General features: G+C 74.2%; 17 protein-coding genes. 6 read left to right on the top strand and 11 right to left on the bottom strand.

Going from position 1 to position 21,693, the window contains the following annotated elements; genetic code table 11:
* Window positions 1-62: 62 nt before the first annotated feature.
* The 6 genes from ACGFIZ_RS20575 to ACGFIZ_RS20550 all read right to left on the bottom strand — a co-directional run bounded on the left by ACGFIZ_RS20575 (window position 63) and on the right by ACGFIZ_RS20550 (window position 5,407).
* Complete coding sequence (locus ACGFIZ_RS20575) at window positions 63-1,205, bottom strand: acyl-CoA dehydrogenase family protein (protein ID WP_393421440.1); 1,143 nt, start codon at window positions 1,203-1,205, stop codon at window positions 63-65.
* The gene (locus tag ACGFIZ_RS20570) at window positions 1,202-2,317 is read right to left on the bottom strand and encodes a M24 family metallopeptidase (protein WP_393421438.1); all 1,116 of its coding nucleotides are present in this window, start codon (window positions 2,315-2,317) and stop codon (window positions 1,202-1,204) included. The genes ACGFIZ_RS20575 and ACGFIZ_RS20570 overlap by 4 nt, the downstream gene beginning before the upstream one ends.
* A gap of 511 nt (window positions 2,318-2,828) precedes the next feature.
* Window positions 2,829-3,410: an FIMAH domain-containing protein gene (locus ACGFIZ_RS20565; protein WP_393421436.1), complete on the bottom strand. Its 582-nt coding sequence runs from the start codon at window positions 3,408-3,410 to the stop codon at window positions 2,829-2,831.
* 170 nt (window positions 3,411-3,580) lie between these two features.
* The gene (locus ACGFIZ_RS20560) at window positions 3,581-4,195 is read right to left on the bottom strand and encodes a tetratricopeptide repeat protein (protein ID WP_393421433.1); all 615 of its coding nucleotides are present in this window, start codon (window positions 4,193-4,195) and stop codon (window positions 3,581-3,583) included.
* A 22-nt stretch (window positions 4,196-4,217) separates the two neighbouring features.
* Window positions 4,218-5,048, bottom strand: a complete 831-nt coding sequence (locus tag ACGFIZ_RS20555) for a hypothetical protein (RefSeq protein WP_393421432.1) — start codon at window positions 5,046-5,048, stop codon at window positions 4,218-4,220.
* Window positions 5,045-5,407, bottom strand: a complete 363-nt coding sequence (locus ACGFIZ_RS20550) for a hypothetical protein (RefSeq protein WP_393421430.1) — start codon at window positions 5,405-5,407, stop codon at window positions 5,045-5,047. Before ACGFIZ_RS20550 ends, ACGFIZ_RS20555 begins: the two co-directional genes overlap by 4 nt.
* 93 nt (window positions 5,408-5,500) lie before the next feature.
* Here ACGFIZ_RS20550 and ACGFIZ_RS20545 point away from each other — a divergent pair, with 93 nt between their 5' ends.
* Window positions 5,501-9,025: a CHAT domain-containing protein gene (locus tag ACGFIZ_RS20545; protein ID WP_393421428.1), complete on the top strand. Its 3,525-nt coding sequence runs from the start codon at window positions 5,501-5,503 to the stop codon at window positions 9,023-9,025.
* 11 nt (window positions 9,026-9,036) lie between these two features.
* Here ACGFIZ_RS20545 and ACGFIZ_RS20540 read toward each other — a convergent pair whose 3' ends face one another.
* Window positions 9,037-10,116 carry a DUF4037 domain-containing protein gene (locus ACGFIZ_RS20540; RefSeq protein ID WP_393421426.1) on the bottom strand — a complete coding sequence of 360 codons (1,080 nt, stop codon included), beginning with the start codon at window positions 10,114-10,116 and terminating at the stop codon, window positions 9,037-9,039.
* Window positions 10,117-10,270: 154 nt separating this feature from the next.
* Here ACGFIZ_RS20540 and ACGFIZ_RS20535 point away from each other — a divergent pair, with 154 nt between their 5' ends.
* On the top strand, window positions 10,271-11,170 hold the full coding sequence (locus ACGFIZ_RS20535; protein WP_393421571.1) for a 5'-3' exonuclease H3TH domain-containing protein: 900 nt from the start codon (window positions 10,271-10,273) through the stop codon (window positions 11,168-11,170).
* Window positions 11,171-11,334: 164 nt separating this feature from the next.
* Here ACGFIZ_RS20535 and ACGFIZ_RS20530 read toward each other — a convergent pair whose 3' ends face one another.
* Window positions 11,335-14,136 (bottom strand): DEAD/DEAH box helicase, encoded by a 2,802-nt coding sequence (locus ACGFIZ_RS20530; protein WP_393421424.1) that lies wholly within the window; start codon window positions 14,134-14,136, stop codon window positions 11,335-11,337.
* A 131-nt stretch (window positions 14,137-14,267) separates the two neighbouring features.
* Here ACGFIZ_RS20530 and ACGFIZ_RS20525 point away from each other — a divergent pair, with 131 nt between their 5' ends.
* From ACGFIZ_RS20525 to ACGFIZ_RS20510, 4 genes are all read left to right on the top strand, one after another.
* Window positions 14,268-14,987, top strand: coding sequence for an HAD family hydrolase (locus ACGFIZ_RS20525; RefSeq protein WP_393421423.1), 720 nt, complete (start codon window positions 14,268-14,270; stop codon window positions 14,985-14,987).
* Window positions 14,988-15,303: 316 nt separating this feature from the next.
* Window positions 15,304-16,041, top strand: a complete 738-nt coding sequence (locus ACGFIZ_RS20520) for a tryptophan 2,3-dioxygenase family protein (protein ID WP_393421421.1) — start codon at window positions 15,304-15,306, stop codon at window positions 16,039-16,041.
* A gap of 335 nt (window positions 16,042-16,376) precedes the next feature.
* Complete coding sequence (locus ACGFIZ_RS20515) at window positions 16,377-17,564, top strand: aminotransferase class V-fold PLP-dependent enzyme (protein WP_393421419.1); 1,188 nt, start codon at window positions 16,377-16,379, stop codon at window positions 17,562-17,564.
* On the top strand, window positions 17,561-18,592 hold the full coding sequence (locus ACGFIZ_RS20510) for a methyltransferase (RefSeq protein WP_393421417.1): 1,032 nt from the start codon (window positions 17,561-17,563) through the stop codon (window positions 18,590-18,592). Before ACGFIZ_RS20515 ends, ACGFIZ_RS20510 begins: the two co-directional genes overlap by 4 nt.
* 170 nt (window positions 18,593-18,762) lie before the next feature.
* Here ACGFIZ_RS20510 and ACGFIZ_RS20505 read toward each other — a convergent pair whose 3' ends face one another.
* The 3 genes from ACGFIZ_RS20505 to ACGFIZ_RS20495 form a co-directional block, all read right to left on the bottom strand.
* The gene (locus ACGFIZ_RS20505; protein WP_393421415.1) at window positions 18,763-19,932 is read right to left on the bottom strand and encodes a cytochrome P450; all 1,170 of its coding nucleotides are present in this window, start codon (window positions 19,930-19,932) and stop codon (window positions 18,763-18,765) included.
* A gap of 698 nt (window positions 19,933-20,630) precedes the next feature.
* Window positions 20,631-20,963, bottom strand: a complete 333-nt coding sequence (locus ACGFIZ_RS20500; RefSeq protein WP_393421413.1) for a putative quinol monooxygenase — start codon at window positions 20,961-20,963, stop codon at window positions 20,631-20,633.
* A gap of 120 nt (window positions 20,964-21,083) precedes the next feature.
* Window positions 21,084-21,425 carry an MmcQ/YjbR family DNA-binding protein gene (locus tag ACGFIZ_RS20495; RefSeq protein ID WP_393421412.1) on the bottom strand — a complete coding sequence of 114 codons (342 nt, stop codon included), beginning with the start codon at window positions 21,423-21,425 and terminating at the stop codon, window positions 21,084-21,086.
* Window positions 21,426-21,693 lie beyond the last annotated feature (268 nt).

Here is a 21,693-nt window from a genome sequence, read left to right as displayed (position 1 = left end):
CGCGACGACCGGTCCACCCGGCGTGACGCTCGGCGGACCGCGCGGTCACGCACCGCGCCGCCTCAGCCCGTGGCCAGGGCGCGGGAGATGACCAGCCGCTGGATCTGGTTGGTGCCCTCGACGATCTGCAGCACCTTGGCCTCGCGCATGTACCGCTCCACCGGGTGGTCGGCCACGTAGCCGGCGCCGCCGAGCACCTGCACCGCGTCGGTGGTCACCCGCATCGCCACGTCGGTGGCGAACAGCTTCGCCTTCGCCGCCTCGGTCGAGTACGGCCGGCCGGCGTCGCGCAGCCGGGCCGCGTGCAGGGTCAGGGCCCGGGCGGCGGCGATCTGGGTGGCCGCGTCGGCGAGGGTGAAGCCGAGCCCCTGGAAGTCGATGATCGCGTGCCCGAACTGCCGCCGCTCGCGGGCGTAGCCGACGGCGTAGTCCAGGGCCGCCTGCGCCAGGCCCACGGCGCACGCGGCGATGCCGAGCCGACCGGAGTCCAGGGCGGACATCGCGATGGTGAAGCCCCGCCCCTCCCCGCCGACGAGCCGGTCGGCCGGTACGCGGGCGTCGTCGAAGGCGATCTGGGCCACCGGGGAGGCGTGCAGGCCCATGGTGCGCTCGGCGGCCTGCGGAAGGATGCCGGGGGTGGCCCGGTCGGCCAGCAGGCAGGAGATGCCCTTCGGCCCGGGCTCGCCGGTGCGGCAGAAGATGTTGTAGAAGTCGGCGACCCGGGCGTGGGTGATCCATGCCTTGGTGCCGGTGACCACGTAGGAGTCGCCGTCGCGGACGGCCCGCGTGGTCAGCGCGGCCGCGTCCGAGCCGCCCTGGGGCTCGGAGAGGCAGTACGCCCCGAGCAGCTCGCCGCCGATCATGTCGGGCAGCAGCTTGCGCTGCTCGTCGGTGCCGAACTGGGCCAGCGGGTAGCAGGACAGGGTGTGCACGCTGACCGCCTCGGCGACGGCGAGCCACCGGCTGGCGAGGATCTCCAGCACCTGCAGGTAGACCTCGTACGGCTGGGCGGCGCCGCCGTACTCCTCCGGGTACGGCAGGCCGAGCAGGCCGGCGCGGCCGAGGGTGCGCAGCACCTCGCGGGGGAACTCGGCGCGCTGCTCGAACCCGGCGGCGCGGGGGGCCAGTTCCCGGTCGGCCAGTTCGGTGGCGAGGTCGAGCAGGTCGTGGGCCTCGTCGGTGGGCAGGATCCGGTCGACGTTCATAGCGCGATGAGCTCCGTGGGGGTGGTGTTGAGTCGGGTGACGCCGTCCGTCGTGCAGACGACGATGTCCTCGATGCGGGCGCCGTGTCGGCCCGCGAGGTAGATGCCCGGCTCGATCGAGAACGCCATGCCGGGTTCGAGGGGCCGAAAGTTGCCGGCGACCACGTACGGGTCCTCGTGGCCGTCCAGGCCGATGCCGTGGCCGGTGCGGTGCAGGAACGCCGGACCGTACCCGGCGCCGGCGATCAGGTCGCGGGCGGCGGCGTCGACGGCCTCGGCGGGAACGCCGGGGCGGACCGCGGCGACGGCGGACCGCTGGGCGGCGTGCAGGACCGCGTAGTAGTCGGCAAACTCGGCCGGGGCGGGGCCGCCGGCGACGTAGGTGCGGGTGCTGTCGGAGCGGTAGCCCGACGGCATGGTGCCGCCGATGTCGACCACCACCGGCTCGCCGGCGCCGATCGGGCGGTCGGAGGTGCCGTGGTGCGGGCTGGCGCCGTTGGGACCGGCGGCGACGATGACGAAGTCGACGGTGACGTGGCCGGCGGCGCGGATCGCGCCGGCGATGTCGGTGGCCACCTCCGCCTCGGTGCGGCCGGGGCGCAGCCACTCGCCCATCCGGGCGTGCACGGCGTCGATGGCGGCACCGGCCTCGGCGAGCGCGGCGACCTCGGCCGGCGACTTGCGGATCCGCAGCTCGCGCAGGACGTCGCCGGCCAGGCGCTGGGCCGCCCCGGCCAGCAGGGCACGCAGGGCGAGAACCTGCTCGGCCCACATCCGGTCGGCCAGGCCGACCGCGGCGACCGGCCCGCCGAGGGCGGCGCGCACGAGCGGGTACGGGTCGGTGCCGTCGGCGTGGTCGACGATGCGCACGCCGGTGGCCGGCGCCGGGGACGCCTCCGCGGCGGGACGTTCCAGGGCGGGGACGACGAGGGTGGGCTCGCCGTCGGCGGGCAGCACGAGGCAGGTCAGCCGCTCGCCGGCGTGCGCGTCGTAGCCGGTGAGGTAGCGCAGGTCGGAGCCGGGGGTGAGCAGCAGCGCGTCGAGGCCGGCCGCGGCGGTGGCACGCCGGGCGGCGGCCAGCCGGCCGGCGGGGTGCAACTCGTCGGTTCCCACCCGGTCAGCTTAACGGTCGTTCGGGTCGCGCCGTACCCCGGTTGCGGTTCGGCGCGGCGGGGCACCGCCGCCCGGCCTGGCGTCCCCGCTCATGCACTGGATGGCGCGGCAGCGCGGTTGGCCGGACCGTTCAGGAAAGCGAGGCACCGCGCGGGGACGTCGCGGCAGGAGGAAGCCCAGAGTTGTACCTCCATCGTCGGCGGACCGCGATGGTTGACCGACGGCGCGTGTGGACGGAACAGCCACCGAGTGCGCCGCGCACCGCCAGAGTGAGCGACGTACCTGCGGCGGGCGCACGCATCATGCGGTCGGCCGCTTCGGGCCAGCTCGCCATGCGTTGACTCAGAACCGCGAGCGCCCATCCGGGCTCCGTCAACTCGTCGAGCGCGCGAACCTACGGTGGCGGGCGGTGGACGCGGCGGGAGTCGCGCAGCCCGATCGCGAGTTGTCGGCGCCCTGGCGTCGCCGGGAGCGACGCCGTGAGCCGTCCGGTCACCTGTCGAGGGCCTGGTCAGCGGGTCTGCATCGCCTGCGCGAGTTGTGTCGTGCTGGCGGAGAGAAGCCCGTAGGCGCCCTCGCTGACCTTGCCCTCCCGGCGGAGATCGGCCAGCTTGCCGGCAAACTCGCGCAGTTCCTCCCGCGCCTTGTCCAGGTCACCGTCAGCGACCCTCTGCCCAACGTCCCGCAGACGTCTGTCCAGCTCACGACCGGTCTTACGGGGTAGTTTGCCCTGCCGCACCAGCCCGTCGACGGTCGTTCGAAGCTGCGTCACGAGCTCGGCCGGACGCGGCGCCCGACGCGCCGGGGACGGGGATGTCGAGGGGGTGGCGGAGGGCTCGTCGGTCACCGTCTCCTCCGTGGGGACCGGCTCCTGCGCGGCGGTGGTGGCGACGGCCGCCGACGGACCGGACCCGGCCTCGCCGTCGTCTCCGGCGACGGCGACCGTCACCCCTGCGACAACGAGAGCGACGGCGGCACCCGTCACGGCGAACCACATCGTCCGGCGGCCGTCGTCGACCGGGCGGTGCCGGCCCCGACCGGTCGTCGGAAAAGCACGCTCGAGCGGCTGATGCGGGTCGGGCGGGACGGACACGGCCGACATCATGCCAGAGGGCACGCCCGCAGGCGGGAGCCGCTGCCCGTGCAAGCCGTCCGACCACCGTTTCCCCAGGCGGCCGTCGACCCAACGCGGTCACCTCGCCTCACCGCCGCGCTCGTCGCGTCCCTCGCGGACGGTATGCCTCGGCCAGCGCTCGGGCGAACCTACGGTGGTGGCCGGCGGACGGGGTGGGAGTTGCGCAGCACGATGGCGAGGTTGTCGCCGATCTCACGGGTGAGCGGGTCGTCCGGCCCGAAGCTGCGCACCGCCGCCTGGTGGGCCGGTTCGAGGATCTCCAGGGCCGCCGGCGCGTCCCCCGCCATGAACAGCGAGGCGCCGAGGGTCTTGGCGGTGTCGAGGGTCTCCGGGTGGGTCGCGCCGAACCGGCGCCGCTTCCGGCGCAGGGTGTCCCGCAGCACCGGCAGCCCTTCGGCCCACTGGTGTGTCACGGCCAGCGCGCAGCCGAGATTGTGGGCGAAGGTCAGCGTCGCCGGGTGGTTGCGGCCGAAGGTGTTAACCGCCCGCCGGTGCGCCTCGCGGTGCCGGTCGGCCGACTCGACGAGGTGCCGCAGGCGGAACAGCGCGGACCCGAGGCGGTCGAGGGTGACGACCGTCTCCGGGTGCTCCGGGCCGAGTTCCCGCTCGCAGTCGGCCAGCAGCCGCTGCCACGCCCGTTCCGCCGGCGCGTACTGGCCCGCGTCGAACAGGGCCAGGGCCGCCCGCGAGCGTCGCTCCAGGTCGGCCGGCAGCGGAGCCGGCCTGCGCCAACGGAATCCCACGTGGTCTCCCCCTACCCGTGTGCTACGTCGGGCCCGACTTGCCCAGCCGGTCGTCGAGCGCGCGCCCCTCCGACGCGCTCACCTCGGCCCCGGCCAGCGGCAGGCCGAGGGCCGCGGCCAGGTCGCGCAGGCGCAGGTCGATGGCCGACTCGATCAGCTCGGCCAGTTCGCCCAGCGTGTCGCGCAGGCGCCGCCAGGCGGTCAGCAGCACGCCGGCGCCGACGAGCAGCGCCGGCCACCACCGCAGGCCCAGCGCGAGGTAGAGCAACCCCCAGCCCACCAGCGCGACGGCCTCGCCGTACCGGGTCCGCGCGTCGGTGACGGGCTGCCGCGCGTCCTCGTCGAGGAGCAGCCACAGCCGCGGCCACACGAGCGCCGCGCTGACGTGGTACTGCGCCCGTACCCGGGCCTCGACCAGCCGGGCCCGGTCGCCGAGCCAGGTCGGCCGCTGGGGCAGGTACGCGGCGACGGTGGGCGTCCCCGTCCGGCGGGCGGCGGCGAGCGTACGCGAGCGCCTCGACCACCGCGAGCGGGTGATCAGGCCGCCGGTGAGGAACCACTCGCGCAGCCACCACCACTGCGCCAGCAGCCCCAGGCCGCGCGCGGCCGTGCCCGCCAGCCCCGCCCCGACTCCGACGGCGGACACGACGACCACCAGCCGCCCCGGACGGGCCGCCAGGTCCCGGCCCGCGCGCTCGGCCGCCGCGGCGAGGTGCTCCAGGTCGAACGGTCGGGTGTGACCGAGCGCCACGGCGACCGCGCCGACGGCGACCAGGAGGACGCCCGGCAGGAGGACCGCCGTCATCCAGCGGCCACTGACCCGCTTGCCGACCTCGGTGAGCAGCCCGATCATGCGGGCCGCATGGGCGTGTCGAAGGCCGTGCACCGGGGCAGGTGGCCGTGCTCGTCGCGGTGGGCCCGGCGGGCGCAGCGGTCGCGCGGACAGACGTACTCGGCCGAACCCGCGCCCGGCGGCCGTCCCCCGCCCGGCAGTACGGCCAGTCCCACCGTCGTGCGGTCGGACCAGCTGCGCTGGTTGCCGACGGAGTCGCGGGGCCCCCACTTGCGCAGCGCCCGCTGCGCGGACCCGCCCTCCCGGACCCGCTCGGCGTCGCGGTCGAGCCGGTCGAGCACCCCGTTGCTGCGGGCCTGCTCGCGCAGGGTCGGCAGCAGAGCGCACCAGTCGGCCAGGGCATCGGCTTCGGACTGCACCCGCGCCGCCTTTCGATCCTCGATGGACAATCCCCCCGAGTCTATCGACCTTCCTCTACCCTGGGTTCCTGGCCAGCACGGGGAGGTGTCGCGGTGTTCGGGCGACGGAGCCGGCCACGGCACACGGGCGACGAGATCGGCGCCGCCCTGCGGGAGGCCCGGGAGTGCCTGGCGGATTTCGAGGGCTCGGGCCAGGTCGCCGACCTCGACGCGGCGATCGCCGCCGGCGACCACGCGCTGTCCCTGTGCGCCTCCGACGCGCCCGAGCGGTTCGCGGTCCTGCTCCTGCTCGGCCAGGCGCGGGCGCTGCGCTCCGAGGCCGCCGACTCGCACCGGGACCTCGCGGACGCCGTGGAGACCTACCGGGAGCTCTGCCGGCTGGCGCCGACCGAGCAGCCCGACACGACCGGTTTCGTGCTGCGCGCCTTCGCCGGCCTGTCGCTGCGGCTCGGCCTGCTCACGGGCGCCCAGCGGCAGGTGGAGGAGGCCGCGCTCGCCGGCCGGGAGATGGACCATCTGGCGTTGTCGACCGGGCACGCCGAGCTGCACGCCGCCGCCGCCGAGATCCTGCAGCACGTGCTGTTCGTGCTGCCACCCGACCATCCCGACCGGGCCGCGTTGGGCGCCGTGCGCGGGGCCGCCCTGATCCGGTGGACGCTGCGCACGGGCGACCTGTCGCGGCTGGACGAGGCGACCGAGGAGGTGGAGGGGGCGGTACGCCGCTGCCCGGCCGACGACCCCAACCGCCTGCCCTTCCTGGCGCTGCTCAGCGACGTACGCCAGCTCCGCTACGAACGCGACGGCACGCCCGAGGCGCTCGACGCGATGCTGGCCGTCTCCCGCGAGGTGCTCGACCTCTACCCGGTCGGGCATCCCGTGTCGACGGCCATGCTGCGCAACCTCGGGCTGCTGCACCGCGACCGTCACTGGCTGACCGGCGAGGTGGCCGACCTCGACACCGCGGCGCACTACCTGCGGCTGGCCGTCGACCGCGCTGCGGACCCGGCGGCCCGGGCCGCCGCCGAGGACGCCCTGGCGCAGGTCGTCGACCTGCGTGGCCCGTTGCCCGCGGTCCGCGTCCCGCCCGGTGCCACCCTCGCCGCCGGACCCGGCATGACACCGCACCGCCCGCCGGCCGAGGTCGGCGACGACCTCGATGACCTGGCGCGACACGGCGCCACGCTGTCGGACCTGCTGGGCGAGTACGAACGCACCGGGGACCCGGCGCTGCTGGAGCGCATCCGCGACGACGGCCACACGCTGCTGGCGCCGCTGCCCCCGGGCCACCCCGGCCGCTGGCTCATCGGCATGCCGCTCGGCCCCGCGCTGATGCGCCGGTTCGAGACGCACGGCGAGGCGGCCGACCTGGACGAGGCGGTCGAGCTGCTGCGGGAGACGCTCGAGTGCCCGGTGCCCAGCCCGGCCCACCGGGTCGGCGACCTGACGAACCTCGCCGCCGCGCTGATCAACCGGTTCCTGCGCGACCGCACCGGCGCCGACCTCGACGAGGCGATCGCGCACTGCCGCCGCGCGGTCGAACTGACGGAACCGACCGACTCCCGCCGCGTCGGCTACCTGCTCACCCTCGGCACCGCGCTGGTCTACCGCTTCGAGCACACCGGGCGGCGGTTCGACCTGGACGAGGCGATCGAGCTCGGGCAGGCGGCGCTCAGCGCGGCCGGCACGGCGGAGCACGCCGCCCTCGCCCGGGCGAACCTCGGCAATCGCCTGCGGCAGCGGTTCCTCGTCGGCCACGACCCGGCCGACATCGAGGCGGCCGTGGCCCACCTGCGCGCGGCCGTGGCGGCGCAGGACAACCCTCAGGTCCGGCTCAACCTCGCCCTGTCGCTGCGCAACCGCGGGGCGGGGTCCGGCCGCGAGGACGACCTGCACGACGCGGTCGAGCAGTTCCGGTCCGTCCTCGCCGTGGCGCCGGGGCGGTCGCCGATCCGCGTGACCGCCCTGCTGGGCCTGGCCCAGGTGCTCGGGGACCTCGGCCGCGCCGAGGAGGCCGCCGCGGTGCTCGACGGGGTGGCCGAGAGCGGAGCGGGCCGTTCCTTCGAGCGGATGGACGCGTTGACGATGCTCGCGGGGCTGCGCGCCGAACTTGCCGCCGAGGGCCGCGCCGGCTGGCGCGACGCGGCCCGGGCCTACGCGGACGCGGTGCAGCAGCTGCACCTCACCGTGTGGCGGGGGCTCGACGCCGCCGACCGGGACCGGCTGGTCACGCGGTGGCCGACCGTGGCGTGCGACGCCGCCGCGGCGGCCGTGGCCGCCGGCCTGCCGCAGCAGGCCGTCGAACTGCTCGATCACGGCCGGTCCCTGTGGTGGGGGCAGGTGCTGGACACCCGCAGCGACCTGTCCGCGCTGCGGCAGGCACACCCGGACCTCGCGGAGCGGCTGACCGCGCTGCGCACCGAGTCCGACCGGCAGGCGGGCTCGGACGAGCCGGGCGCCGCCGAGCGCCGGCGGCGGCTGGCGGAGGACTGGGACGACACCGTCGCGGCCGTCCGCGCCCGGCCCGGGTTCGCGCGCTTCCTGCTGCCCACGCCGTTCGCCGAACTGGCGGCCGCGGCGGCGGACGGCCCCGTGGTGCTGGTGAACGTCAGCCGTCACCGGTGCGACGCGCTCGTCCTGACCGGCGGGGACGTACGGGTCGTTCCCCTGCCCGAGCTGACCGCCGAGCAGGCCCGCGAACGCACCCGCCGGTATCTCGACGTCGTGGCCCGGGTCGGCACGGGCGGCACGTCGTCCGGGCCGCGCGAGCAGGTGCTCCTGGCGTACCTGGAATGGCTGTGGGACGTGCTGGCCGCGCCCGTGCTCGCCGCGCTCCCGGCCCCGGCCGGCGCGCGGCTGTGGTGGTGCCCGACCGGGCCGCTCGCGCTGGCGCCGCTGCACGCGGCCGGCTACCACGACCCGGACGACGCGCCCAGCGGGCGCAGCGTGCTCGACCGCGTCGTGTCGTCGACGACCCCGACGCTGCGGGCCCTGCGGCACGCCCGCCGCCCCTCGGCGGTGCGGGCGCACCGCCTGCTGGTGGCGGCGTACGACGAGCGGCCGGGCTACGTGACGGGGCTGCCCGAACTGCCCTCCGCCGCCCGGGAGGCCCAGCTGCTGCGGGCGCGGTTCCCCGCCACCGCGCTGACCGGGCCGGCGGCCACCAGGGCGCGGGTGATGGCGGCACTGGCCGGCCACAGCTGCGCGCACTTCGCCTGCCACGGCGAGACCGACGCGGAGGGCCGGGCGGCGCTGTTCCTCGCCGACGCCCCGCTGACCATGGGCGACATCGCGCACCTCGACCTCGACGGCGCGCACCTGGCGGTGCTGTCCGCCTGCCACACGGCCATGGGTGCGGCCGACCTGCCGGACGAGGCCGGTCACCTGGCCGCCGCCCTGCAGGTCGCCGGTTTCCGCCACGTCGTGTCGACCCTGTGGGCGATCGCCGACGACACCGCGGTCGCCGTCACCGAGGACCTGTACGGTGGCCTGGCCGGGCCCGGCGGGGCGGTCGAGCCGGCGCGCTCCGCGGGCGCGCTGCACGCCGTGGTCAGGAAGCTTCGGGAGCAGGACCCCTACCAGCCCAGCCGGTGGGCGCCGTTCGTGCACCACGGACGGTGACCGTTTCCCGGTCAGGGCGGCAGGAGCGCCGTGCAGACCCGGCGGGTCCGGTCGGGGTGGGTGAGCACGTCGGCGCTGTGCACGTACTGGTCGACGGCGCCGAACGGCGGGCGTGCCCGGAGGGTCGGGTCGGTGATCGCGGCGCGTAGCGCGGCGGCGAACCGGCCGGCGTGCAGCACCAGGAACGGCCGCCGGTGGAAGGGCCGCACGGCCGGGTCGACCGGGATGGCCAGCCCGGTGTCGTTGGTCCACGCGGCCAGGGTTTCCAGGGCCCGGGCCAGCCCGGCCTGCCGGGCGGCCCAGGCGTCGGAGGCCAGGGCGTCGGTCAGCGCCGCGACCACGGGCGCCGCCGGTGGCAGCCGGGCGAAGAGGGTCCCGAGCCACTTGTCGTACGGGGGCCAGCGGCGGTGCAGCAGCAGACCGAGCCGCATGAGATCGTGCGCCAGGACGGCGGTCACCACCCGGCTGCCCAGCTCGTCGCCGACCTCCGCGCAGCGGCCCGGCAGGTGCTCGGCCTGGGCGACGCGCGTCCAGGCGGCCGCCAGTACGTGCCGCCACACGTCGTCCGGATACCAGGACAGCGCCGCGCGGGCGGCGGTCAGCGCGCCGTCCAGTCCGTCGTGGAACACGGCCCCGCCGGTGACCTCGGCCAGCCGCTGCGTCGGCGTCGCCAGCCAGTCCCCGACGGCGACGCCCCGGGTCGGGTCGAAACCCAGCCGGTCCCGCAGCCAGCCACCCACCTCGTCGACAGTCACGCCGTGCCGGTCGCCGTTGGCGTCGACGACCCCGAGGCGGGCGTCGCCGTGCCCGACGTACCGGGTCGGCCAGCCGAGAAACTCGGCGGGCAGGCCGGCGTCGAGGGCGGCCCGGACCTCGGGGATCCGATCGGCGTCGCGGGCCGCCACGAACAGCTGGGCGCGGGGACCCCAGTCGTGGTCGGTGGAGCGGGCGGTGTCCAGGCCCAGCAGCTCGGAGCCGCCGTCGAGCAGCGCCGCCGCGTACCGCAGTCCTGGACAGCGGTCGGCCAGCAGGGGGGCGAGCACCTCGTGGTGGAAGCGCCGGCAGAGCGTCAGGCCGGGTACGAACGCCATGCCAGGCAGTCTGCCCGCCGCGCGGCCCCGCCTCGACGCTTTTCGCCGGCATCCGGGCCACAGCGGCGGGGGCTCGCCCGGCCGGGCCGCCCGTGTGGCGGAACCGTCGGTGCGCTGTGTCAGGCTGTCCGGCGTGGCACACCGACCCCCGATCATGCTGATCGACGCTCCCAGCCTCTACTTCCGGGCCTACTTCGGCGTCCCCGAGTCGGCGGCACGGGCCGAGGACGGTTCCCCGGTCAACGCCGTACGCGGCTTCCTCGACATGCTCGCCACGCTGGTACGTACCCGCCGGCCGGACCGGATGGTCTGCGCCCTGGACCACGACTGGCGGCCGGACTGGCGGGTGGCGCTGCTGCCGTCGTACAAGGCGCACCGGGTGGCGCCGGAGGGCGGCGAGGTGGTGCCTGACACGCTGTCCCCGCAGGTGCCGGTGATCCTGGAGGTCCTGGCGGCGCTCGGCATCACCGCCGTCGGCGCCGCCGGGTACGAGGCGGACGACGTACTGGGCACCCTGTCGACGACGCAGCCGGGCCCCGTGGAGGTGGTGTCCGGCGACCGGGACCTGTTCCAGCTCGTCGACGACGCGCGCGGGGTGCGGCTGCTCTACGTGGGGCGCGGGGTGGCGAAGCTGGAGGACTGCGACGACGCGGCGGTGCGGGGCCGCTACGGGGTTCCCGCCGAGCGGTACGCCGACTTCGCCGCCCTGCGCGGCGATCCCAGCGACGGGCTGCCCGGCGTGCCGGGGGTCGGGGAGAAGACCGCGGCCCGGCTCGTCGACCGGTACGGCGGCATCGACGCGATCCTCGCCGCGCTGGACGACCCGGCCTCCGGTTTCGCCCCCGGCCTGCGGGCCAAGCTCGACGCCGCCCGCGACTACCTGGCCGTCGCCCCGAAGGTGGTGCGCGTGGCGCTGGACGTGCCGCTGCCGGCCCTGCCCACCACGCTGCCGCAGGCGCCGGCGGACCCGGACCGGCTGCTGGAGCTGGCCCAGCGGTGGAACCTGGCGGGCTCCTGCCGCCGCCTGGTCGACGCCCTGACCACCACCGCCTAACCCGCGCCGCCCGCGCTCCGCGCTCCGCCCTCCGCCCTCCGCCGCGATCTTGCACTTTCGCCCCCGGCAGAACGGTAATCGGCTCATTTCGTGGGCCGAAAGTGCAAGATCGGCGCGCGCTGGCCCCGGGCCGGCCAGCGTGGTGCCGGCCAGTACCGGGGCGCTCAGCCGGCGGCGTGGTAGGCGAGCACGCCACGGTTGACCGCGGCGATCGCCTGCCGGGCCGTGCTGCGCAGGTCGGCCGACGCGCCGCCGGAGTCGGCGAGCTGGCCGAGCAGGTCGACGACCTGCCGGGCCCACCGGACGAAGTCCCCGGCGGGCATCTCGCCGTCGAGCTGGTGGCCGCTGGCCAGCACCTTGGCCAGGGCCTCGCCGCGCGCCCACCGGTAGATGGGCCAGGCGAAGCCGAGGTCCGGCTCGCGGGTGACGGCCAGCCCCCGGCCGGCCTCGTCGGCCTCGATCTCGCCCCACAGCTTGAGGGTCTCCTCGACGGCGTCGGCCACGGGCCCGCGCGGCAGCGACGCCCGCTCGTCCAGGTCGCGGCGGGCCTCGAAGACCACCACGGACACGGCGGCGGCCAGTTCGGCCGGGGACAGCCCGTCCCACACGCCCCGGCGCAGGCACTCGGCGACCAGCAGGTCGGCCTCGGTCCAGATCCGGCCGAGCATCCGCCCGGCGTCGGTGACCGCCCCGTCGGCGGCCAGGTAGCCGCGCGCGGTGAGCAGGGCGACGATCCGGTCGAAGGTGCGGGCGAGCGAGCCCGTGCGGCCGGCGACCCGCTGGCGCAGTTCCTCGGTGTCGCGGTCGAGCCGGCGGCGCCGCTCCGCCCAGCGGGCGTGCTCCTCCCGGTCCGGGCAGGCGTGGCATGGGTGCCGGCGCAACTCGTCGCGCAACTGGGTGAGGGCGTGGTCCTCGGCGCCCGGCCGCCGGGACCGGCCGCCGCGGCGGCCGGCGTGCCGGTCCAAGCCGGTGCCGGTCACCTGGGCGGCCAGGTCGCGGCGGGCCGCCGGCGAGCGGTGGTTGAAGTGCTTGGGCACCCGGATGCGGGCGAGGACCTCGGCGGGGGTGGTGAAGTCGCCGGCGCTGACCCGGCCGGCCCAGCGGTCCTGGGTGAGCACCAGCGGGCGGGGCTCGCCGAACCCGCCGGTGGCCGGGTCCAGCACGACCGCGAGGCCGGCGCGGCGGCCCGAGGGCACCCGGATCACGTCGCCCACGCGCAGCCGCTCCAGCGACGCCACCGCGGCGGCCTTGCGCTGGTGCTGGCCCTGCCGGGCGAGGGCACGTTCCCGGTCGCCGATGGCCACCCGCAGCGCGAAGTACTCGTCGAAGTCGCCGTGGTGGCAGGCGGCCTCCGCGCCGTACGCCTCGATGGTCTCGGTGTTGCGCTGCACCTGCCGGGCCAGGCCGACCACCGACCGGTCCGCCTGGAACTGGGCGAAGGAGGACTCCAGCAGGGCGCGGGCCGGCTGGGCGCCGACGCTGCCGACGAGGTTGACGGCCATGTTGTACGACGGCCGGAAGCTGGAGCGCAGCGGGTAGGTGCGGGTGGAGGCCAGTCCGGCCACGTGCCGGGGGTCGGTCTCCGGCGACCAGACGACGACGGCGTGCCCCTCGACGTCGATGCCCCGACGCCCGGCGCGGCCGGTGAGCTGGGTGTACTCGCCCGGGGTCAGGTCGACGTGGGCCTCGCCGTTGAACTTCACGAGGCGTTCCAGCACGACGCAGCGGGCCGGCATGTTGATGCCCAGCGCGAGGGTCTCGGTGGCGAAGACCGCCTTGACCAGGCCCCGGACGAACAGCTCCTCCACGACCTCCTTGAACACCGGGAGCATGCCGGCGTGATGGGCGGCGAGGCCCCGCTCGAGGCCGTCGAGCCACTCCCAGTAGCCGAGCACCGTCAGGTCCTCGCCGGGGATGGCGGTGACCCGGGACTCGACGACCCGGCGGATCTCCGCCCGCTCCTCCGGGGAGGTCAGGCGCAGGCCGGCGGCGAGGCACTGCTGCACGGCGGCGGCGCAGCCGGCGCGGCTGAAGATGAACAGGATCGCCGGGAGCAGCCCCTCCCGGTCGAGGCGGTCGACGATGTCGGGGCGCAGCGGGCCGCGCCAGCGCGGGCCGCGGCGGCCGCCGCCGGGAAAGGCGCTGCGCCCCTCCCCCAGCTCCAGGCGGCGCATGGTGTCGCGGGTGTAGCGCAGCAGTTCCGGATGCACGTCGTGCTTGCGGGCGGCGTCGGCGTCGTGGAACAGGTCGAACATCCGCCGGCCGACCAGCATGTGCTGCCACAGCGGCACCGGCCGGTGCTCGCTGACCACCACGGCGGTCTCGCCGCGGACGGTGACCAGCCAGTCGGCGAACTCCTCGGCGTTGGAGACCGTGGCCGACAGCGAGACCAGGGTGACCGACGCGGGCAGGTGGATGATCACCTCCTCCCAGACCCCGCCGCGGAACCGGTCGGCGAGGTAGTGCACCTCGTCCATCACCACGTACGCCAGGCCGTCGAGGGTGGCCGAGCCGGCGTAGAGCATGTTGCGCAGCACCTCGGTGGTCATGACCACCACGGGCGCGTCGCCGTTGATCGCGTTGTCGCCGGTGAGCAGCCCGACCTGGTCGGCGCCGTGGCGGTCGACCAGGTCGTGGTACTTCTGGTTCGACAGCGCCTTGATCGGCGTGGTGTAGAAGCACTTGCGCCGGGCGGTGGCCGCCTCGGCGTCGCCGGCGGGCGCCGGCCGGCCGGGTGTGCCGCGCAGCGCCAGGTGTACGGCGAACTCGCCGACCACGGTCTTGCCGGCGCCGGTGGGGGCGCAGACCAGCACGCCGCTGCCCCGTTCGAGGGCCTGGCACGCCTCCCGCTGGAAGTCGTCGAGATCGAACCCCAGGTCGAGGGCGAACTCGTCCAACGCCGGAAACTGTGCGGCCTGCGCGGCCCGGCGGCGCGCCGCGGCGTACCGCTCGGCGGGACTCGACATGTCCTCAAGATTAGTGCGTGCGTCGGCGGGCCACCGGCCAAGGCCATCCGACAGGGGCACCAAAGGCGGTCGGTAGGGTGCACGGCGTGCCGGACCATGCCGAACCACCCCGTCCGATTGCCCGCGGTGCCGTGGAGGACGCGACCCGGGCGTCACGCCGGCCCGTCGAGGCCGTGCTGTTCGACTTCCACGGCACCCTGGCCCAGGTCGAGGAGCCGCACGAGTGGGTGCTCGCGGCGGCGCGGGCCTGCGGGGTGACCCTGGAACGGGTCCGGGCCACGGCGCTGGCCGACCGGCTCGTGACCGCGGGCCGGGCGGGCGGGCCGCTGCCGGCCCGGGTGCCGCCGGCGCTGGCCGAGCTGTGGGCCGACCGGGATCTGTACCCGCACGCGCACCGGGGCGCGTACACGGGGCTGGCCGAGACGGTGGACGCCGGCATCCACGGTCTCGCCGACGCGCTGTACGAGCGGCTGCTGGTCCCGGACGGGTGGGTGCCGTACCCGGACACCGCCGCGACCCTGACGACGCTGCGGCGGGGCGGGGTGAAGGTGGCGGTGGTGAGCAACATCGGTTTCGACATCCGGCCGCTGTTCGCCGCCTGGGGGCTCGACGGGCTGGTCGACGCCTACGCCCTGTCCTACGAGGTGGGGCGGTGCAAGCCGGACCCGGCGATCTTCTGGCGGGCGTGCGGGATGCTCGGGGTGGATCCGGAGCGGGCGCTGATGGTCGGCGACACGGCCGCTGACGCCGGCGCGGTACGGGCCGGCTGCGCGGTGCTGGTGCTGCCGGAGGCCGAGCCGGGCCGGGCGAACGGGCTGGGTTCGGTGCTCGACCTGGCGCTGGACGGCTGAGCTGCCGCACGCCGGGCGGGAGTTCGTCCCGCCGCCGCACGCCGGGCGGCAGTTCGTTGCGCCGCCGCTCGCGTCGGCGGTGCCAGCTGAGTGGCACTGTTCACGCCTCCATTGACCGATGTTTGTAAATGTGCTAACGAACGCCCCATTCGTGTGTGCGAAAAGCGACGAGAAGGGTTCCTTCCTCGCAGTCTGGACAGGGATAACATGGGCGTGACTTATTGCCGAGCGTCGTTGGAAATGTCCGCCGCGATGATCCTCGCTGACATCGCAAGTCGGGTTCAGCTCCCTCGACACTCACCGAAAGGGACAATTCGTGAAGCGGGACTACTCACCTGTGCTGCCGGGCAACGGCGATACGGACTACGCGCGATACATGCGTACGGACGAGTTGCTCGACCTGCAACGGCGCCCGGAGGACATGATTCACCGGGACGAACTGCTCTTTCAGGTGGTGCACCAGTCCGCTGAGCTGTGGCTCAAGCTCGCGGCGGCCGACCTGGCCCAGGCGACCGCCCACGTCGAGGACGACGAGCTGTCCGCGGCCGAACTGATGCTGACCCGGGCGACGCTCGGCGTACGGTTCCTCACCGACCAGCTGGAGATGTTCCGGTACCTGAACCCGGTCGACTTCCAGGCCATGCAACCCGCGTTCGGCAACGGCTCCGGCGCCGAGTCGCCCGGCTGGAAGCAGGTCCAGACCGTGAGTCGCGGGCTCGGCCGGGCGTTCGCGGACCTGCTCGCCGCACGCCAGGTGGATCTCGCGAAGCTCTACCTCGGCGACCCGGCGGACCGCGTCTACCGACTCGCGGAAGCGATGACGGAGTGGGACGAGCGGGTCCTGCTCTGGCGGGAGCGCCACTACAAGGTCGCCCTCCGCATCGGCGGGCACGCGCCCGCGGGGGTCAAGGACAGCAAGGCGAACATGCTCGCCAAGCTGATGGAGTACCGGTTCTTCCCGGAACTGTGGCAGGTCCGCGTAGGCCTCGGCCGCACCTCGGAAGGCGACCTTCCCGGCGAAGAAATCAGCACCCCCGAGGTTCGCGAACCGTAGAGGACGCCACCGTCCGGCTTGACGACATCCTCATGAATTCAGGTACGGCTGGTGCGCGCCCCGACGACGCGGCTGTCGGGCACGGCTGATCCCGACATTGTTCCCCATGCGGCCGGGGTGGTGGAGTTCCACCGGACCGACAGATATTTGCGCCGGCAGGGCACTCCTCGCCCTGTCGGACGGGATCCGGGCGCACGTCGGCCCGGACGGGCCGGGCGCCGCGGCCGGCCCGTCCGGGTTGCCGCGCCGGTTCCTCGACGTCGTGCTCCACAAACGGGACGCCGGCCACCGTCCCTGCCCGTCGTTCCCACCCATGTGACTGGAGGCTGCCCCGCGTGAGCGCACCCGCCCTGGAATCCACCGCTGACGTGGCCCGGCCGCTCGACGCCGGCCCGCACGCCGCGTTGCGCGCCCAGTTCCCCCTGCTGGAAAGCTGCGTCTACCTCAACAGCAACTCCACCGGCGCGGTGCCCGGGGACGTGGAACACGTCCTGGCCCGCTACTGGGAGACTCTGCGCACCTGGCGGGACGACGTCTGGCAGGGCTGGATCGAGAGCCTCGCCCGGTACGCCGACTCCGTGGCCGCGCTGATCGGCGCGCCCCCGGGCAGCGTGGTCACCGACGCGAACCTGAGCACCCTGCTGGCGCGGGTCGCCTCCTGCTTCGACTACCGCCCGCCCCGCAACCGGGTCGTCACCACCGACCTGGAGTTCCCGACCGTGCCGTTCATCTGGAACGCGTTCCGCCGCTACGGCGCGCACCTCGACGTGGTCCGCTCCGGTGGGCCGCGGTTCGACGAGGACGCCCTCGAACGGCACGTCGACGAGCGGACCCTGCTGGTGTGCGTGCCGCACGCCAGCTACAGCTCCGGGGCCACCCTGGACCTGGCGCGCCTGGTCCGACGCGCCCACGACGTCGGCGCCCTGGTGGTCGTGGACGCCTTCCAGACCGTCGGGGTGATGCCGCTGGACGTGACCGCGCTCGGCGTCGACGTCGTCCTCGGCGGGTCGCACAAGTGGCTGTGCGGGGTCGGCACCGCCTTCCTCTACGTGCGCCCCGACCTGGTGGGCGACCTGCAGCCGGCGGCGACGGGCTGGCAGGCCGGCGACCGGGCGATGACGTTCCAGCCGTCGACGGGCTGGGCGGCCGGGGCCCAGCGGTTCGCCGGCGGGACGCCGTACCCGCTGACCTCGCTGGCCTCCCAGGTCGGCCTGGACCTGCTGGCCGGCGTCGGCATGCCGGCGATCCGGGCGCACTCGCTGGCCTGCACCCAGCGGGTCATCGACCGGGCTGCGGCGGCCGGCATCCCGGTGGTCAGCCCGACCGAGCCGCACCGGCGCGGCGGCGTGGTGTGCCTGGACGTCCCCGACGGGGAGGCGGTCAAGAAGCGGCTGGCCGAGCGGAACCTGATCTGCAGCTGGCGCGGCTACCTGCGGGTCGGCCCGCACGTCTACAACACCCTGGAAGAGATCGACGAGTTCATGGACGCGCTGGAACTCCAGTGCCGAGGGAGCAACCGATGAGCGTCACCCTGTCCCCCCGGGCGCTGATGAGCCTGCTCGTCAACGGGCCCAAGGCCGTGGACGTGCTGGAGACCGCGCTCGCCGTCGGGCTGCTCGACGCCCTGGAGGCCGGGCCGGGCCGCCTCGGCGAGCTGGCCGAGCGCCTCGGGGCTCGGCCGCTGCGGCTGTACAAGTTCCTCGACTGCCTGGAGACCCTCGGCGTCGTCGAGCGCGACGAGCCCGGCGGCGACATCGCGCAGGCGGTGTACCGGGCCGTACCCGGGCTGAAGGAGGCGGTGCTGGCCGTCGTCGGGCCGGAGGCGATCGAGCGCGACCGGGACCGGTACCCGTGGCGGCGGCTGCACGGCCGGCTGGCCGAGAGCCTGCGCGGCGAGGTCGGCATGACCGAGGACGACTTCGTGTGGCCGCCGAAGACCGACGAGCAGACCGCCGCGTTCGAGCGGAGTATGTCCGCGGGCGTCGGGCCGGCCGTCGAGACGATCCACCGGCACGCCGACCGGCTGTGGTCGGGCCGGCGGCGGTTCCTCGACGTCGGCGGCGGCGACGGCACGCTGGCCGCGCGGGTCCTCGACGACGCCCCGGCCCTGGGCGCCGACGTGTACAACCTGCCGGCCGTGGCTCCGCTGGTGGAACAGACGAGGGCCCGGTGCGGGCACCCGGACCGGCTGGGGTTCGTCGGCGGGGACTTCTTCGCCGGGCCGCTGCCGTCCGGGTACGACGCGCTGGCGTTCGTCCGGGTGCTGCACGACTGGCCCAACGACGTCGCCCGGCGGCTGGTCGAGAAGGCGTACGCGGCGCTGGAGCCGGGCGGGCTGCTGCTGATCTGCGAGGAGTTCCGCACCCCGGACCGCCTGGCGATCCAGTTCTTCTGGAGCTACTTCCTCATCGGCGTCGACAGCGCCTTCAGTCGGCTGCGGGAGGCGGAGTGGTACACCGGCCTGCTCAAGGAGGTGGGCTTCGAGCGCATCGAGGTGCTGCCGGGCGGGTGGGAGCTGGTCACGGCGTACAAGCCGGCGACAGGTGCGTGAGCGCGAGGAGTGAGCCGGGTTTGCGAGCCCCGCAGTCGCGAACTGAGACGGACGCGTGACCCGGGGCGGCCCGCCCGCTGACGGCCCTCCCATGGCCTACCGGTCCGGGTCCGCGGCGCGGGCCATCACCGCGCCCAACTCGGCGACGGCGGCCGGGTGCGCAAGAACGGTTACCAGACGACGGGCAGGTGGCGGAGGCCGCGAAAGAGAGCACCGCCGGCGTCCTGTGGGGTGAAGCCGTCGGCGAGGCGCAGGCCCGGCATCCGATCGAGCAGCCGCTCCAAAATCGAGGTGATCTCGATCTGGGACAGCTCGCTGCCCAGGCACAGGTGGATGCCATGCCCGAACGCGAAATGCTTGCGGGAATTTCCCCTGTGCAGGTCGAATTCAGCCGCGTCGGATCCGAATTCCGTCTCGTCAAGGTTCGCCGATTCGAGGCTGATGACAACGCGGCTGCCGGCCGGCACGGCGACCCCGTCGATGGTGGTGTCGGCGACCGCTTTGCGCATGACCCACTGAATCGCGGTGCAATGGCGCAGGCCCTCGTTCCGGGCCGACGCGATGAGCGAGCCATCGGCCAGGAGTTCTTCCCACCGAGCCCGCTGGACGAGCAGGTGGTAGACGGTCCACCCGATGGTGTACGCGGTACTTTCCAGGCCAGCCACAACGACCTGGAAGATGTGGAACGCGACCTCGCGGTCGGTGAGCCCGCGGCCGTTGTCCTCGGCCGTGACGAGCCGGGTCAGGATGTCGTCTGCTTTGTCGGGCTGGGTGCGGCGAGCAATGGTCAGCCGGGTCAGATATCCCTCGAGCTCGGTCCACGTGGGAATGGCGAAGATGTCGCCCGGGACTTGCGCCGACAAGTCCAGGCACAGGCGGGACACATATGACCAGTCAGCCTCGGGTATGCCGACGAGGCGACCGATGACTGAGGACGTGAGCGGCATGGCAAGGTCGGTGACTATGTCCGCCGGTCCACCGGCCGGAAGCCGGTCGATAAGCGCATCCGCAAGTTCGCCGATCCAGGGCAGGGCGTTCACCATTGCCTTTCGCTGGAACGCCGGACGCAGGACGCCACGCAGGAACGTGTGCTCAGGCGGGTCGCTCTGCGAGATGAGGGATGGCAGGGCCTCGCTGCCAGTGTGCAGGATGAAGTTCCCCGCGCTGCTCAGAGACGCATGGTCGAGCAGCGCCTGCCGGGTCGCCTCATGGGTGGTGACCAGCATCAGTCCGGGAGCCATCTCGGACACTGGGCAACCGGTGGCTCGGGTGGCGGCGAGACCAGCTCGCGCCTGTACGTACGTGTCATCGGTCAGAGGATTATACGTTTCGGTGACCATCGCAGCTCCAACCGAGAGTCGACGGGTAACCCAGAAATGGCGCTGGGGACGGGGTTCATAGGTGACGCAGGAGGCACGACCGCTGTTGATCCAGGGATGGATCGTAAATTCCGACACATCGTCCGTCAAGTGTCTGTCGCGCGTCGATCATGGATTTGTGGCGCCTGACAAATTGGGGCGTTCACCGTGTTTTCTGGCACCACAACCGAATGATCGGCAAGAGCGAACCCGGTCAATTCTGGTGGACGCCGCACCAACCGGACGGGTCAGCCGTCGAACCGCTCCCAGACAAAAATTCGAGTCGCGAAGCGGACGTGGCGCCGACCGATGGAGGCGCCCGATGCAGTGAAGAAACTGCAGCAGAAATGCGCTCTGCGGCGCACGCTCCTGTTCTGCGTCGAGTCCGTCGTACTGGACTGTCGGGTCGGCTGACCGTGCGGAGCGACCGCCGGTCCATGTCCGCCGCTCGACCGCGCCGCCGGCTACCGATGCCGGGACGTTCTCGTTCCGCTCGGCGACGATGACACACGGTCGGATGGTCGCGTACGGCGCCGGCGGGCGGCCGCTGGCCACGTACGACGAGGAACTGGCGACGGCCTTCCACACCGGCGGCGGGTAACCGCCCAAGCGCGCCGGCCGCCGGCATGCCCGCGCCGGGGCCGGACGCCGCCGCCCGGGATCCCGTACGGCTGCGGCTTTTACCGGTCCCCGGGGACGGCCATCTCCCCCAGCAGCGACCAGTCGTCCTGCGGGACCGTGACGTTGACGATCCGGGGCGTCTCGGCGAGGTGGGGCGGCAGCGTCTGCTGCGCCTTCCTGAAGTGCTCGGACCGCACGTGCGCCGCCCCGGCGTCCCCGTCGCGGAACGCCTCCACCAGGACGTACTCGGTCGGGTCGTCGACGCTGCGGGCCCAGTCGAACCACAGGCAGCCGGGCTCGCTGCGGGTCGCCCGGGTGAACTCGTCGACGATGGCGGGCCACCGGTCGGCGTGCTCGGGCAGCACCCGGAACTTGGCGGTGATGAAGATCATCTGGTCTCCTCGGGCTCTGACGCGCGGGCTACGACTGGGCCCACCGTGCCGGTCGGGAACGACTCAGGCCCGGCCGCCCACCATATACGCGCTGGTGGACGCGAGGGCCGGCCGACGTCGTCAGGCGCCCAGCCGCTGCCGTGCCACGAACTTGGGCACGACCATCCGCCACGCCTCGATCACCAGTTCCGTCATGTGGTCGTGGTCGAGCCGGTCGAGGTGACAGCAGACCCAGTTGAAGCGCAGGTCGGACGTGGGAGGCAGGAAGAACAGGTCCGGCTCGCCGGCGATCAGCGCGTCCCGTTCCTCCTTCGGATACCCGAAGCCCATCGTCGTCTCGTCCCGGGAGAACGCGACGTACACGATGGAGCCGACCCGGAACTTCACCCGGTCGCGGATGAGGTGCTCGGTGCTGCGGGGCAGCGTCCGTGCCAGGGCCCGTACGTCCGCGACCGTCACCATGCCAGCGACCGTAACGGCGGCGGGTCCCGCCGTCGACCCCGCCGCGCCGAGTTCGGGTCTGACCGCTGCGGCCAGATCCGCCGTTCCCGGTGGGCCCGGGCTGCTGTTTCGGGCGGCGGCGCCACGGGTAGGTCGGGCCGGGGAAATACTTCGATAGCCGTGGAGGCCGCTCCCTTAACGATCCCCACGGATAAATCCGGGGGATTTTCCTCCGGGGCCAGGCCCTGGATTCCCAGCTCGGACCGCACCTGATCCACCGTCCCGGAAG

This window comes from Micromonospora sp. NPDC048830 (assembly GCF_043198215.1).
Lineage (GTDB): Bacteria > Actinomycetota > Actinomycetes > Mycobacteriales > Micromonosporaceae > Micromonospora.
This window is presented reverse-complemented; position numbering and strand designations above follow the sequence as displayed.

Coding starts and splice junctions, on each gene's coding strand:
- ACGFIZ_RS20535 (WP_393421571.1), top strand. CDS start 10,271: ATGCTGATCGACGCTCCCAGCCTCTACTTCCGGGCCTACTTCGGCGTC.
- ACGFIZ_RS20510 (WP_393421417.1), top strand. CDS start 17,561: ATGAGCGTCACCCTGTCCCCCCGGGCGCTGATGAGCCTGCTCGTCAAC.
- ACGFIZ_RS20495 (WP_393421412.1), bottom strand. CDS start 21,425: ATGGTGACGGTCGCGGACGTACGGGCCCTGGCACGGACGCTGCCCCGC.
- ACGFIZ_RS20540 (WP_393421426.1), bottom strand. CDS start 10,116: ATGGCGTTCGTACCCGGCCTGACGCTCTGCCGGCGCTTCCACCACGAG.
- ACGFIZ_RS20500 (WP_393421413.1), bottom strand. CDS start 20,963: ATGATCTTCATCACCGCCAAGTTCCGGGTGCTGCCCGAGCACGCCGAC.
- ACGFIZ_RS20530 (WP_393421424.1), bottom strand. CDS start 14,136: ATGTCGAGTCCCGCCGAGCGGTACGCCGCGGCGCGCCGCCGGGCCGCG.
- ACGFIZ_RS20555 (WP_393421432.1), bottom strand. CDS start 5,048: ATGATCGGGCTGCTCACCGAGGTCGGCAAGCGGGTCAGTGGCCGCTGG.
- ACGFIZ_RS20505 (WP_393421415.1), bottom strand. CDS start 19,932: ATGGTCACCGAAACGTATAATCCTCTGACCGATGACACGTACGTACAG.
- ACGFIZ_RS20575 (WP_393421440.1), bottom strand. CDS start 1,205: ATGAACGTCGACCGGATCCTGCCCACCGACGAGGCCCACGACCTGCTC.